A 13494-nucleotide genomic window follows, 5' to 3' on the forward strand; every position below is an offset into this window, starting at 1 on the left:
ACTATTCTATTGGAATTTCTATAATATCTGATTCAAGAATATATGCTCTGAAATTTTTATTGATTCCTGAATAAATCACCCATGCAACTGGATTACTTTGCATGAATTTTTTATCTGTATTTGATGGATATGCTTCTGAATCTGGATGTGAGTGAAATATGCCTATGACATCCATCTTTTTTTCTTCTGCTATACTATATCCTTCGATTAATTGTTTATTTGAAATTGTAAAGTTTACAGGCGACTTTTCAATATTTTCTGCTAAAAAGAGTTCTTGCACTGTGTTGTCTTTGCCAAATAATAAAGCACATGATTCGTTGGGTTTTTGATTTTCTGAATATTCTGAAAGAATTGTTTTATTTGATTCTGATAATTTGATTTTATGCAAATCTATTCTACGTTAACAGTTCCGACCATCCATGGATGGAATGTACAGAAATAATCATAAGTTCCTGCGTCTGTAAATGTAAATTCAAAAACATCTCCTGCTGACATCATTCCTGAATCAAAAATGCCATCTGTTTCTGGTGCTATTCCTGATGTTACTGTATGCACTGTGGTATCTACATTATCCCATGCTACTGTTGTTCCCACAGTGATGTCTAGTATTTCAGGATCATAGTATATTTGTCCGTCTTCTGGAATTGCTGCTCCTTCAGGAATTATAACTTTGGTTGGTTCTTTTGCAGCTTCGATAACTAAAGTTGCAACCATCCAAGGATGTACTATGCACAAATATTCGTATTCACCAATTTCTAAATCATTTGTATCAAGTGTGTATATCTCACCTGCATTAATCAAACTAGAATCAAATGTTTCACCAAAGTCTGATGCACTAGTTACTGTATGTGCAACAGTGTCGGCATTAGTCCATTCAATTACATGTCCTTGTTGTACTATTGCAACATCTGGCTCATAATCTGGATTTCCTTCCTGTACTGATTCTGCAAGAATCTCAATTGCAAATATTGGCCCTGATGGTGTAAGATCTTCTGCAGGTTCTTCTACTCCCACTTGCTGTGGAATCATGTATGTATCTGGAGCTGAGAAAATTCCAAATGACACCCACATGATAATTCCGGTTGCAGCTGCCATTGATACAATTGCGCCAATTGGCTTTGCTATTGTGGGGTGTTTCATGTAGAGGTATGAAATTATAATTGCAGGGAATGCGATTGCCATTAAAATTCCTGCAATAGTAACTGTATAGTTTGATGTGTTAAGAACCATGGAATACATTCCAAATCCTAATGATATTGACAAAATTACCAAAGTCGTTGCTTTGGCTCTATTACTGGTTGAAACTCCTCCGTCTAAGATTCCTGCTGCTAAAAAAATCAACCCCACAAACATGGTAAGGCCAGTAAGAGCATGCATCCCATCAATGAATGTATGAGCAATGCCTGCATATGATAATGTAAGACCAGCTAACCCTATAGCTGTAAGTCCCATTCCTGGCATCATGAGGTCCCAATTACTCATTTAAGATAGCTGGTAGGGCTGAGATACTTATTCCTTGCGCAATTTGAGAGATCTGTAGACGAAGAAATTAAATGGCTTTGGCATAGGATAGATTGAATTGGGATTTAATGAAATACTGGAGATATCAAAGCCCAGAATTGTTGTTCTTTTAGTAATAACCGCAGTCACATCTATGTATGCTGCAAGTAAACTAGTTCCAAATGTTCCAGAACTTGATTATTGGGCATATCTGCATATTATCATTGCAGGTGCATTAGCATCAGCTGGCTCTAGCGCTCTAAATCACTATTATGATAAAGACATTGATCCTAAAATGACTAGAACTAGTACCAGACCTATTCCATCTGGCAGGATGAAAGCATCTAATGTCTTGGTTTATGGATTAGCAGTTAGTTGCATATCTGTCATCTATGGTTATTTTGCATTAAACGCAGTATCTGCATTCTTTATTGCAGTTGGAATTTTTTCATATGTGATAATCTATACTGTTTGGCTAAAACGAAAGAACACTTCAAACATTGTAATTGGTGGTATTGCAGGTAGTGCTGCAGCTTGGGCTGGATGGGCAGCAGCTACTGGCAGTATGGATTTGTTAGGGTTCTTAGTTGGCTTTTTGGTTTTTGTTTGGACTCCTTCTCACTTCTGGTGTCTTGCAATGAAAATTAAAGATGAATATGCTCAAGCAAAAGTTCCAATGCTTCCAGTAGTGATTGGAATGCAAAAAACATCCAAATTCATTTTAGGTAACACTTTGATTTTAATCCCATATTCTTTGATACTATCGTTTATTCCAGATGGTATGGGGATTGTTTACACTGTCATTGCACTAGTTTCTGGAGGATTGATGCTTGTTTATCACTATAAACTAACAAAGACTCCTACATCTGAATTTGCTTGGAAGGCATACAAAGTAACTGCACCATATCTTACAATAATTTTCGTAGCTGTTGCATTAGATGCAGCATTCCACATCCCGTTGTTTTAAAAATTATTTATCTACACCTGGAAAACTAGCTTCATAATCGCTTTCCATAGTTTCCTTTGCCATCTCTTCTATTTTATCTACTTCTTGCTCAACAACCACTACTTCTATTCTGCGCTCATCTTTAGTAATCCATGATACCGTGATCAGCCCTAATATTTCTAAATCTAAAAGAATTTTGTTGAACCTGTCTTCGGCAATCACATGTCCGTCTTTGGCCAAACTCTTGGAAAGCTCTACATCTGTGAGACGATTGGATTCTTGTATCTTGTCAAATACTGTGTTTCTTATTGGTATTGCCATATTTTATCCGTAAAATGATTTATCTCCTGTCTTTGGTACTACATTAGATATACTTTCCTTTATTGTGTTGTACCATTGGTCTACTTCTTTAGTGATAGATGGTCTTACATGTTTCAAACTATTTGCAAAGTCATGACTTGAAATCTTTGTTGAGTTGTTTCTCATTGCTTCTACTGCTGCTTCTCTACACAATGCGGCCAAATCTGCCCCTGTGTAATTTTGAGTGGCTACAGCAATCTCTTGTAATTTTACATCATTTGCTAATGGCATCTTTCGTGTTAGGATCTTAATGATCTCTAATCTTCCTTTTTCATCAGGAGGTGCTACGTAAAGGACTAAATCCAATCTGCCTGTTCTTAGCAAAGAATTATCTAATACGTCTGGCCTATTTGTAATTCCAATTACTACCACTCTTGATGAAATCCCTTCCTCTATTTCCGTTAGTAGTTGGCTGAGAATAGTTTCACTTGTTCCTCCTTCACCTGATTTGTAACGTGCTATTGAATCCAATTCATCAAAAATTACAACACATGGTGATGATGATTTTGCTTTTCTAAAAATTTCTCGTACAGCTTTTTCAGATTCTCCTAACCATTTGGATAATATTTCTGGACCTCTGACCAAAATCATATTTGCCCCTGTCTCAGTAGCTAATGCTCTACCAAGTAATGTCTTACCGCATCCAGGTGGTCCGTATATCAAAGCTCCTTTTGGTGGTTTTATTCCCATTTTTGTAAATTTGGTTGGCTCTTTCATTGCTATTATTAGATTGTCTGTAAGTGATTTTTTGATATCATCTAACCCTCCAACATCTTTCCACCATACTTTTGGTCTTTCAACATAAAATTCCCTCATTGCTGTGGGAACTACTTCGTGCATTGCATCGTAAAAGTCAATTAATTTAATTTGCATTGATTGTAGAACCTCGGAGGGAATTTTTTCAGTTTCAAGATCAATTTCTGGAAGATATCTTCTAATTGATTTTAATGCTGCTTCTCTGCAAAGTGATTTGATATCTGCACCTGTGTATCCGTGCAGCTCTGCAGACAAATCTTTAAGATCTATGTCGTCTGCAATTGGCATTCCTCTTGTGTGGATTTCAAGAATCTCCAATCTTCCATCTTCATTAGGTACTGAGATCTCAAATTCTCTGTCAAATCTTCCTGGTCTTCTGAGTGCGGGATCCACACTGTCTGGTCTGTTTGTAGCTCCTAGAACTATGACATTTCCTCTATCGTTTAGCCCATCCATTAGTGCTAACAATTGCGCCACGACTCTTTTTTCTACATCTCCATACGCTTCTTCTCTTTTTGGTGCAATGGCGTCAATTTCATCTATGAAAATAATGCTTGGCGAGTTATCTTTTGCCTCCTTGAAAATATCTCTTAGCTTTGCTTCAGTTTCGCCATAATACTTGTTCATAATCTCTGGACCGTTAATTGGAAACATGTTAGCTTCTGATTCGCTTGCCATTACTTTTGCAAGCAATGTCTTACCGCATCCAGGTGGTCCGTAAAGTAAAATTCCACTATGTGGCTCAATTCCTAATCTTGCAAATAATTCTGGATGTTTTAATGGTAATTCAACAATTTCTCTCATAGCTTTTACTTCTTTCCTTAATCCTCCCACTTCTTCATATGTCACTCTGACTTTTCTGTCCACTGAGGTCTCTGTTGAAATGCTAAGATTTGTTGTTCTATCTATTTTGACTACTCCTTTTGGAGATGTTTTTGTAATTTTAAAATCCATTGAATTTCCTAAAATCATTACTGAAATTTCATCGCCATGAACAATTGGCAATCCTTTCAATCTGTTTTTTACAAAGTCTGTGAATTCTTTATCTACTGTAACTGAATCATTCACTGGAGTCAAAGAAACTGTTTTTGCAAATTTTGATGTCACCTTTCTGATTTTTACAAAATCATTCAGTGATGCGCCAACATTTTTTCTTGTTTGCCCATCTACTCTTATGATGTCTGGTAGTTTTTCATCTTCGTCTACTGGCCAAACAACTGCACAGCTAGATCTTGAACCCATCACTTCAATAATGTCCCCTGGTGTTACTTTTAGAAAGTCCATAGCATCAGGACCAATTCGTGCACGTTTTTTTCCTACGTCTCTTTGTTTTGCTTCCCCAATTCTCATTTGCAAAGGTTCTTCTTTGCGTGCCAAAAAATCACCTATTTCATGTCAACTGACATTCTACTCATATTGAGAACTTCAAACTCACTTACACCGTCAGTTGATCTTATTGCGTTCTCTAGGGCATCACTCTGACCCTCCTTATCCTCTAAAATAAATTCTGCTTTGATACATTCTAAACCAAATGCTAGTGGCTCTTTTGCATGTCTTTTCATGGACATCCCTTCTGGCAATACTGTTTTGATGGTCTCAGCTAGTTTATCTAAATCAACTTCCATTCCATTTGGAAGAATTTTTGTTACAAATAGTAATTGAGTCATTTCTCTAAGGTCCCTGAAAATTACATGAAGAACAAGTATAGTTTCTTGCTGCTTCTCTGCAACTTTGACATCTCCAAATTAAATCAGTGCCACAACTAGGGCAATTGAATTTTACACATTTATCATTAGGCATAATATGTCTGTGACAGCAACTGCATGTCGGTAATGAAATAGTAGAAGACATACCCCAAATTTCTGTAAACATCATTTATACCTTCCTTAGAAATTGTACTGTCTTAACTTAGTAATTTTTTAATTTCTCCGCCGATTAGGGTTTGGGCAGTTTTAATCGAACCTTTCAATCCCAATAATTTGATAATTGATCCCGTATGAAAATCAAAATCATCCTTCTCTGAAATTTCTTTAATGATCTCAGGTGTAATTGTTTCAAATAATTTGTTGATTGTATTATTGTCAATTCTCTCCAGCACTTTTCTTGCCAATACTTGTTTTTCAAATTCCTTCCCAAATCTTTCTGTCCATTGTTTTTGGTATTTTTTTAGACTCTCACTGTTGTTTGTCTTTAAAAATTCTGAAATTGCTCGTCCTGCATAAACTCCGCCCATACCGCTTGTAAAAATTCCTCCGGCTGTAGTTGGTTTTGCCTGTCCTGCAGCATCTCCGACGATAACTGTTTTGCCATCCACAAAATTTTTGATGGGACCTTTAATCCAAATTGGTGCAAAAATTTTTCTTATTGTTGAAAACTCTCCTTTGTCTTTGAGGAAAGTATTCATGGTTTCTGAAACATTGATTGCTCGTCCTGCAATTCCTACTTTTCCTTTACCTTCCCCTGATGGAATGATCCATGCAAAAAATCCTGGGTATTTTTCTTGATCAAAAATCACTTCTACTTTTCCTTTCTTTATCCAATCTGCATAGATTTCATATTGAGCAGATGATAAAATTCCTGTTCTGTCTTTATGAATTAATGAGGAAACTCCTCGTGCATCCACAAATATTTTACAATCTATCTCTCCTTCATTGGTTCTAATTCCTTTATCTGTAAGTTCTTGAAAACTCGTTCTGACTTTGATTACGGCGCCATTTTTCTGAGCTTGAAATGCTATTTGTTTGTCTAATTCCCTTCTGCTGATTTCGACAACTTTTTGTTTTTTCGAATTAATTGTAAAATTATTCCCATTGGGAGATGTGATTTTGGCTGATTCTATCATGTGTTCAAATGTTTTTTTGAATGGTATTGTTCCTAGTTCCTCCAATCCTGACAAGCTCACTAATCCTCCACAGTGTTCTGGAGTGCCAATCTCATAGTCTTCCTCAATTACTAGAACTGAAAATCCTTTTGAAGAAATTTCTCTGGCACATAGCAAGCCTGCAACACTTCCTCCTGCAATTACTACATCAAAGCTCACAGATTTTGTTTCTTTGTCAATTATTTAATTCAAAAGTTTTTCATTAAGCATACTTTTGATAACTACATGGGAGACATTAAACAGGTAATCGTTGTTAGAACTGATCTTGATATGGGTAAAGGGAAGATTGCAGCTCAAGTGGGCCATGCGTGTGTACTTGGAGCAGAACATGTTAGAAAATCTCATCCAGAATGGTATAATGAATGGTGGGGAGGTCAAGAGAAGGTGGTCGTAAAAGTTTCTGGAATTAAAGAATTACAAGAAGTAAAAAGACATGCAATTGATTTGAATTTACCATGGTCTGAAGTATCTGATGCCGGACATACTCAACTGGCTCCTGGAACTACCACTTGTATTTCAATTGGCCCTGCTCCTGAAAATCTGATTGATAAAATTACTGGATCTCTGAAATTATTATAATTGATTTTTCTTGGAATAAGATATTAACAACACTATGTGAGAAAATTTGTGAAAAAACAGACAAAGGGAATTTTTGCATTTGTTTTCCTAGGTGGCATTATGGTTACTTCTGGTGTTGTTATTGCGTTTCCTGGAATAGATCCTGGAACAAATCCTGATTTCACAATCACTGGTACTCCTGCAGATAATTTTCCAGATGAACAACGAGCTCAGTTTTGTGGTTCAAGTAATGCAAAATCGACTGATTATGTTAGAGAGTTTTCTATTCCTACACTATGTACTAACCCCTTAGCCATTGTCACTGATTATGATGGTAATGTTTGGTTTGTTGAAACCAATACTGGAAACATAGCTAAGTTTGATCCTATTTCAGAAACATTTACTGAATATGATAATTCCTTATGGCCTCCAGGTGGTCGTTCAATGATGTGGGGAATTGATTATGCTCCAGATGGTTCTATATGGTACACTGATGAATCTTTTGATTCTGTATGGAAATTTTCAACACTTGATGAAACTTATGATAGATTATCATATCCTTCAGAAGGAAATTCATTGCCACAAAAATTACAAATTGATGGTTCTCAAATAATAATAAATGATTTTACTGGAAACAAACTTACTTTCTTAGATCCAAATCAGTCTGATGACAATGTTAACTATCTGAGTATCCCTTCTCCTGTGGATGACTCTGTAACTGCTGATTTTGCAATTGACGCCGATGACAATGTTTGGTTTACAAATTGGTTATATCAACAAGGGGGGGTTTTGGTAAAATTTAATCAAAATGGATATCTTGAATCTGTTGCAAATTCAGATGAGAAATTCCTTCCACTTCTTGACTTTATTGAAATCTATCAATTGCCTGTAGCATTGCTCACTCCTAACGGTGCAGCCTTTGGTGATGATGGAACTCTTTGGATGGCAGATACCACTTCTTCTTCCTTCTTTAGCTTTAATCCTGTATCAGAAGAATTTACACAATATTCTACAGCAGTTCCACTGCAAAGTACGTTTGGTAATCAGACTGGAATTGTTAAAACTCCTATTTCTAGACCCTATTGGATTGAATCTGATGATCAAGGAAGAATAGTTTTCAATGAACAAACTGCCAATAATATTTCTGTAATGGATCCTAAATCTCAAACTCTTGTAGAATACCATGTGCCTTCAAAGAATCCGTATTGGGCAGACTGTGATCCTGGAAATGGTGTGATTGATGATTGCGGTGTAGCACAAATTTTTGATTTCACCATTGATGGTGAAAAAATTTGGTTCACTGAGTGGGTTGAAAACAATATCGGTGTAGTTGATACTACTGTTCCTCTCCCTCTTGAAATTCAGTTGCAATCTAATTCATTCATAATTTCTTCTGGAAATTCACAAGAACTTGATTTTACTATATCTTCCAAGTCAGAAGAAAATCTATCTGGTATTTCATTAATTTCCTCTTCTACACATGACTTTTTGGATGTTGTTTTGGATGATACGCCTAATTCATTCCAACTAGATTCTGGCGTATCTCGCCCAATCTCTGTCATATTTGCAGTGTCTGATGATGCCATACCTGGAACATACAAAGTTCTACTTGGTGCACAATTACCTGATATTGCAATTAGCAAATATGTTACAGTGACAATAGAGTGACACCTGATATCGATTCACAAATAGGCATTTCTGTATATAGTACAAAATTTTCTGGTATTGGAGGAAAAATTAGAGTTGCACCTGAAGATTTTCAAGTATCTGAATTACTTTCTGAAAAAATAAAAAATTCTATCAATGATCAAAATGGTTATGCTGTCTACAAATTAAAAAAGAAAAAAATTGATACAAATCATGCCTTATCTGGAATTTTTAGACAAAAAGGGATTCGTCTCAAATCTCTTGGACTAAAAGATGCATCCGCAATAACAGAACAATTTGTGTGCTCTTCGACTAAAGGAAAGACAATAGATGGTTTTTCTAGTGACAAATACTCTCTTGAAAAACTCGGATATGTAAAAAAACCTCTATCAAAAAAAGATATGATTGGAAATCATTTTAAATTGAAAATTTCTGATTGTCAAAACGGTTTAGAGTCATTTACTGAATATGACAAAGTTCTTAATTTTTATGGATACCAGCGTTTTGGCTCAAAAAGACCTGTGACTCATCTTATTGGCAAGGCAATATTGCAAATGGATTTTGAGAAAGCAATTGACTTGATTCTGTCATTTACTTCTTCTTATGATTCTGCAGAAAATAATGAAATTCGGGAAAAACTATCTGATAAGGCAAATTATGAACGCTATTTTGATCAAGTTCCGATTCAGATGGACATTGAGAGAATAGTTCTAAAAGAAATGATTGATCATGGTGACTCTATACGTGCAATCAGATCCATTCCTGTTTCTTTAAGGCGCTTTTACATTCAGGCTTACCAATCTTTTATTTTTAATCAATCCCTTAGTGCTGCATTTTTGGATGGTGAAAATCTTTTTGAGGCTCAATCTGGTGATGTTTGTTTTGATCACAATGGAATTATTGGAAAATATGTCAAAGGACTGGATCAGAATTTGGCATTGCCCTTTGTTGGCTATTCATATTACAAAAAAACAAGATTTGATTTTCAAATTTCTAAAATACTGGAACAAGAAGAAATTTCACCCAAAGATTTCTTCATAAAGGAAATGCAAGAAGTTAGCAGTGAGGGTGGCTTTAGACAATCTGCTATTCATTGTACTGATTACTCTTCGCATGAAAATCTTGTCGAATTTTCGTTGTCTAGAGGATCCTTTGCAACAATCTTGTTAAGAGAGATTATGAAACCTGCCGACCCTATTATTGCTGGTTTTTAAGATATACTTTACAATGATATTCTTTAGATGTATTTATGTTGGTCTAAAGAAAATATGATTTAGTTGGAAAAGGCATACATGTTGATCAGTTGTGAGGTCGGAGAAGAACAATCTCTCTATTCTCAACTCAAAGAAATTCCTGAAATCAAAAATTGTTTAATTACTTTTGGTAATTATGATGTTGTGGCTGAGTTTGTAGTAGACTCTTCTTCTCAAATTAATGAAATAATTACATCTAAGATAAGAAAACTCAAAAACATTAGAAGTACTGTGACTCTACGTGTCACAAACTAGTTTTTTTTGAAAATTATTGTCCCTATACTCAAAATAATAATTCCAAGAATTGCCATTTGGATTCCATATGTGACCCAGTTTGGATTTGAATACATGAATGATGATTCTGGTCCTATGACTGAATGCCCTTGGAGGTGAAAAATTATGCCAAAAATCGCTATTATGATTCCTATAATTGCTAGTGTTTTTCCACCTTTCATGAAACTTTTCATTTTTTCTAGTAAAAAAGGGTAAACAGAATTGATAATTTGAGCAAATGATTTTCGGATTTGGTTTTTAATTATTTTCTTATGATGAAGTAAAATGTATAATTGGAGTGATTATAAAGAACCTTCCAGTCACAACAATATTGGGTTAATCCTATTTGGTTCTTCTGCCTCTCTTGCAATAATCTTATTTTTGATATTTCACCCTCAAATTGAATCTATTAACAAAGAGTCTCCAATTCTAATCAATATCATGTTTTTTCCTGCAATGGCTGTAGGATTTCTTTATGGTGTTAGGATAACTGAAAGGGCTGTAAAACCCTCTGAAATACGTAGTCCGATTAAGCGCTCTATTGTAAAAATTTTCTTGTTCTTTTTTGTAATTGGGGGTATGTTCAGCTCTGTTAATTTTGCAATTAATGGTGGAAGTATAATGCCTGATATTACAATACTTGATGACGGCTTGTTACCTTGGTTAAATAATTTCGTCACTGCAAATGGCGGTGCAACATTTTTGATTATTACAAGCATTGGTTTGATGGCCGGTGCAACTAAACGAATTGTTGGAATGAACTCCGGATTTCTAAATCGAATGATAACCTTTGTCGGAACTTTTGTATTTTTCACAATGCTTGTTTTGAGTTTCACAAAATCAGACCCCACTTCATCTGGAGTCTTTTTGTATACCTTTTATCAGGCAGGAATTGTTGGCGGAGCATTCTTTGCAATGAATCGTCTTACTAAAAATCAAAATATGCTAGAAGATTTTTCTAATGGATTTTAATCTATTTTTCAAGATCTACATAAATTCCTGATGCTTGGTTGTTGATTCTATCCCAATATTTTTCACAACCGTCTGTCTTGAAATCATTCTTTTTACACTCATTAAAATGAGCAGTATGTTCTCTTGATATGTTATCTGATAATAACACATCATCTGCAGTAAAGAGTGCAATTATGCCAATTGCTGCTAAACTTGCAGCTACTACTATCATCGAATATCCAACTTTTGCATAATTGTGAGGCTCTTTCATTTATGGAAAATCAATAGCTCTTGAATTTAATCTTTTCAAGCTGAATATCTGCGATCAATTTCTGGCACTAGTGGATTTTTTTAGAAAAGATGAAAAGAAAGTACTCGAAATTAACTGCATTGAGCATACAAATCCTCCAATATGAGTTTCTTGGACCTATCCCTCTTGAGGAATGGGGGCCTCCAATGGAGAAATTGGTCTATTTAATTCTCTCACGAGAGAAAGAAAAATTCAATGTTCTTTTTGTTGGTGACTGTGAAAAGACTGATGACAAGTCCTTTTTTGTTCAACATCAAAGTTACAAATGCTGGATTGATAATTCAGGATCCGAAAAATCACTACATCTGGCAATATTGCCTTTGTTTGATTCGAGTACTCGATATCGAGAAAATATAATGAATAAAATAATTTCTAACTACAAGCCTGCTTGCAACATTGCTATTCTTCCTGAAAAAAAACCTGATTATGTTGTAAGAAAATCTGAAAATGTAAATCAAGACACAGAGAAAACCCTGTGTCTTTGTTGTGGGGCTAAAATGTTGCCTGAACAAATTCTTGAAAAATCCACGCTGTTTAGATGTACTGGTTGTGGATTAAGTGACACTCGTATTACTTGACTTTATTTTGAACATCAAATAATTGCAGAGTCAATAAATCTAATGCTTTTTTTAAATGCTGGAATTCATTTATTGAATGTATTTGACCTTCAATCAAAGCTCTTTGAATTTTAATTGAGTTTTTTTCAAATTCATTTGATGCCACAATTTCCATGGCGTTAAGCTTTGATAACAAATTATCTAAATCTTTAATCATTTCATCTGATGGTTTATGTTTGTCCATGGTAATCTAAAATAATTTTAATATATGAATTGTTATAAAAGATCCTCGTCAATTTCTTGGATAGGATCTAAATATTGCTGGCATGTGCATGATGGAATCTGACATTTCCCTGCTTTCATTAACGAATTGCTTTTTTCATTATTATCATGTACTTCATTTGTATGATGGCATCGATTACAATTCATATCAAAAACCTGTTTCACTGATATTTAAGCCCAATATTATGGGATTAGGACTGCCCTAGCTTCTATTTCTGAATCTTTTAGTTTTTTGAGTGCTTCATTTGCTTGTTCTAGTGGAAATACCTGGGAGATTACCTCTAACTTTTTTTCATCACAAATTTTTATGACCTGCTCCATGTCTTTTGTCGAGCCTATCAATGTTCCACGAATTGTTTTTTCTTCAAATGCCATAAACGTAGGATTTTTCCCTACTGTTGCAATTACAATCAGTCCTCCTTTTTTTACTGATTTAATTGCAGTATCAGTTACAATATCAGCTGGTGCAAAGACAATCGCCGCATCTAAGAGACCGTGTTTTTCTTTTAACTTGTCTAGAAACTCTTGTTGATCTTCAGAAAAAACTATTGCATCTGTTGCCCCTAGTCTTTTTGCAACGTCTAGATGTTTCTGAGATCTAGAAAAAGCAATAACTTTGCAATTTTCTACTTTGGCAAATTGTACTGCCATATGACCTACCCCTCCAATTCCGAAAATTCCTATTTTTTTATTTGGTTTAGGTTCTGCAGCCTTTACTGCTTTGTATGATGTAATTCCTGCACAAAATAATGGGGCTGCATATTCTGCTTTCATATTGTCTGGAACTTTTGTCGCAAAATCTTCAGTCACTGTGACATATTCTGTATATCCACCTTTGGTTGATTCTCCTAGGATTATTGATGATTCACAGAGATACTCTTTTTCTTCTTTACAGTATTGGCATTCTTGACAAGCTTCTAACAATGGAGTGATTCCTGCCCTGTCTCCGACTTTGAATTTTGTGACATTGTCTCCTATTTCAACTACTTTGCCCACAACTTCGTGTCCAGGAACTGTTGGTAGTGCTGGCGGAATCCCGATATCTTGCCAATCACCTTCTATTCCATGTAATTGTGAATGACAAACTCCACAGGCTTCGATTTTGATTAGAATTTCATTGGGTCTTTTAATTTCATGTCTGTCAATTTGGGTTAGTTTCAATGGATTGGTCTCAATTTTTGCGCATTTTTCAAGTACCATTGCGCGCATTTTTTCCATGA

The 13494-nt window shown here is 35.2% G+C and carries 19 protein-coding genes; 7 read left to right on the forward strand and 12 right to left on the reverse strand.

The annotated features are described in order from the left end of the window. Position 1: 1 nt before the first annotated feature. Positions 2 to 388, reverse strand: coding sequence for a Mov34/MPN/PAD-1 family protein (locus ACW9XA_RS06650; RefSeq protein ID WP_457763583.1), 387 nt, complete (start codon positions 386 to 388; stop codon positions 2 to 4). A 2-nt stretch (positions 389 to 390) separates the two neighbouring features. Continuing rightward, positions 391 to 1482, reverse strand: a complete 1092-nt coding sequence (locus tag ACW9XA_RS06655) for a plastocyanin/azurin family copper-binding protein (RefSeq protein WP_457763584.1) — start codon at positions 1480 to 1482, stop codon at positions 391 to 393. Positions 1483 to 1579: 97 nt separating this feature from the next. Between ACW9XA_RS06655 and ACW9XA_RS06660 the strand changes: the two genes are divergently transcribed. Further along, positions 1580 to 2467 (forward strand): heme o synthase, encoded by an 888-nt coding sequence (locus ACW9XA_RS06660; protein ID WP_457763585.1) that lies wholly within the window; start codon positions 1580 to 1582, stop codon positions 2465 to 2467. A gap of 3 nt (positions 2468 to 2470) precedes the next feature. On the opposite strand, the gene ACW9XA_RS06665 is transcribed toward ACW9XA_RS06660, so the two are convergent. From ACW9XA_RS06665 to ACW9XA_RS06685, 5 genes are read right to left on the reverse strand one after another with little or no spacing between them, the layout of a single operon-like run. Further along, a complete protein-coding gene (locus ACW9XA_RS06665; protein ID WP_457763586.1) occupies positions 2471 to 2767 on the reverse strand; it encodes a hypothetical protein in 297 nt (98 codons plus the stop codon). Between the two features lie 3 nt (positions 2768 to 2770). Continuing rightward, the gene (locus tag ACW9XA_RS06670) at positions 2771 to 4939 is read right to left on the reverse strand and encodes a CDC48 family AAA ATPase (protein ID WP_457763587.1); all 2169 of its coding nucleotides are present in this window, start codon (positions 4937 to 4939) and stop codon (positions 2771 to 2773) included. Between the two features lie 8 nt (positions 4940 to 4947). Further along, entirely contained in the window at positions 4948 to 5229 is a 282-nt protein-coding gene (locus ACW9XA_RS06675) for an elongation factor 1-beta (RefSeq protein ID WP_457763588.1), read from the reverse strand. A gap of 4 nt (positions 5230 to 5233) precedes the next feature. Further along, positions 5234 to 5413, reverse strand: a complete 180-nt coding sequence (locus ACW9XA_RS06680; protein ID WP_014965538.1) for a zinc finger domain-containing protein — start codon at positions 5411 to 5413, stop codon at positions 5234 to 5236. 52 nt (positions 5414 to 5465) lie between these two features. Beyond that, positions 5466 to 6602: an NAD(P)/FAD-dependent oxidoreductase gene (locus ACW9XA_RS06685; protein ID WP_457763589.1), complete on the reverse strand. Its 1137-nt coding sequence runs from the start codon at positions 6600 to 6602 to the stop codon at positions 5466 to 5468. A gap of 66 nt (positions 6603 to 6668) precedes the next feature. Between ACW9XA_RS06685 and pth2 the strand changes: the two genes are divergently transcribed. From pth2 to ACW9XA_RS06705, 4 genes are all read left to right on the forward strand, one after another. Further along, positions 6669 to 7022, forward strand: coding sequence for a peptidyl-tRNA hydrolase Pth2 (gene pth2, locus ACW9XA_RS06690; protein WP_457763590.1), 354 nt, complete (start codon positions 6669 to 6671; stop codon positions 7020 to 7022). Between the two features lie 48 nt (positions 7023 to 7070). Further along, positions 7071 to 8669, forward strand: a complete 1599-nt coding sequence (locus ACW9XA_RS06695; RefSeq protein ID WP_457763591.1) for a Vgb family protein — start codon at positions 7071 to 7073, stop codon at positions 8667 to 8669. Next, the gene (gene truD / locus ACW9XA_RS06700; protein WP_457763592.1) at positions 8666 to 9862 is read left to right on the forward strand and encodes a tRNA pseudouridine(13) synthase TruD; all 1197 of its coding nucleotides are present in this window, start codon (positions 8666 to 8668) and stop codon (positions 9860 to 9862) included. The genes ACW9XA_RS06695 and truD overlap by 4 nt, the downstream gene beginning before the upstream one ends. 63 nt (positions 9863 to 9925) lie before the next feature. Continuing rightward, positions 9926 to 10156: an Lrp/AsnC ligand binding domain-containing protein gene (locus tag ACW9XA_RS06705; protein ID WP_457763593.1), complete on the forward strand. Its 231-nt coding sequence runs from the start codon at positions 9926 to 9928 to the stop codon at positions 10154 to 10156. Here ACW9XA_RS06705 and ACW9XA_RS06710 read toward each other — a convergent pair. After that, a complete protein-coding gene (locus ACW9XA_RS06710; RefSeq protein ID WP_457763594.1) occupies positions 10153 to 10356 on the reverse strand; it encodes a hypothetical protein in 204 nt (67 codons plus the stop codon). The genes ACW9XA_RS06705 and ACW9XA_RS06710 overlap by 4 nt on opposite strands. Before the next feature lie 103 nt (positions 10357 to 10459). Here ACW9XA_RS06710 and ACW9XA_RS06715 point away from each other — a divergent pair, with 103 nt between their 5' ends. Continuing rightward, the gene (locus ACW9XA_RS06715) at positions 10460 to 11146 is read left to right on the forward strand and encodes a hypothetical protein (protein WP_457763595.1); all 687 of its coding nucleotides are present in this window, start codon (positions 10460 to 10462) and stop codon (positions 11144 to 11146) included. A gap of 1 nt (position 11147) precedes the next feature. Here ACW9XA_RS06715 and ACW9XA_RS06720 read toward each other — a convergent pair whose 3' ends face one another. Continuing rightward, complete coding sequence (locus ACW9XA_RS06720; RefSeq protein WP_300324177.1) at positions 11148 to 11396, reverse strand: hypothetical protein; 249 nt, start codon at positions 11394 to 11396, stop codon at positions 11148 to 11150. 89 nt (positions 11397 to 11485) lie between these two features. On the opposite strand from ACW9XA_RS06720, the gene ACW9XA_RS06725 reads away from it, so the two are divergent. Then, positions 11486 to 12013: a hypothetical protein gene (locus ACW9XA_RS06725; RefSeq protein ID WP_457763596.1), complete on the forward strand. Its 528-nt coding sequence runs from the start codon at positions 11486 to 11488 to the stop codon at positions 12011 to 12013. Here ACW9XA_RS06725 and ACW9XA_RS06730 read toward each other — a convergent pair. Genes ACW9XA_RS06730 through ACW9XA_RS06740 form a run of 3 tightly spaced genes read right to left on the reverse strand, consistent with a single transcriptional unit; the run spans position 12006 to position 13492 of the window. Beyond that, positions 12006 to 12236 carry a hypothetical protein gene (locus ACW9XA_RS06730; protein WP_300324183.1) on the reverse strand — a complete coding sequence of 77 codons (231 nt, stop codon included), beginning with the start codon at positions 12234 to 12236 and terminating at the stop codon, positions 12006 to 12008. The two genes, ACW9XA_RS06725 and ACW9XA_RS06730, sit on opposite strands and share 8 nt — an antisense overlap. Before the next feature lie 32 nt (positions 12237 to 12268). Beyond that, entirely contained in the window at positions 12269 to 12421 is a 153-nt protein-coding gene (locus ACW9XA_RS06735; RefSeq protein ID WP_457763597.1) for a hypothetical protein, read from the reverse strand. Between the two features lie 36 nt (positions 12422 to 12457). Further along, complete coding sequence (locus tag ACW9XA_RS06740) at positions 12458 to 13492, reverse strand: alcohol dehydrogenase catalytic domain-containing protein (RefSeq protein WP_457763598.1); 1035 nt, start codon at positions 13490 to 13492, stop codon at positions 12458 to 12460. Positions 13493 to 13494 lie beyond the last annotated feature (2 nt).

The organism is Candidatus Nitrosopumilus sp. bin_6a (genome assembly GCF_054095695.1).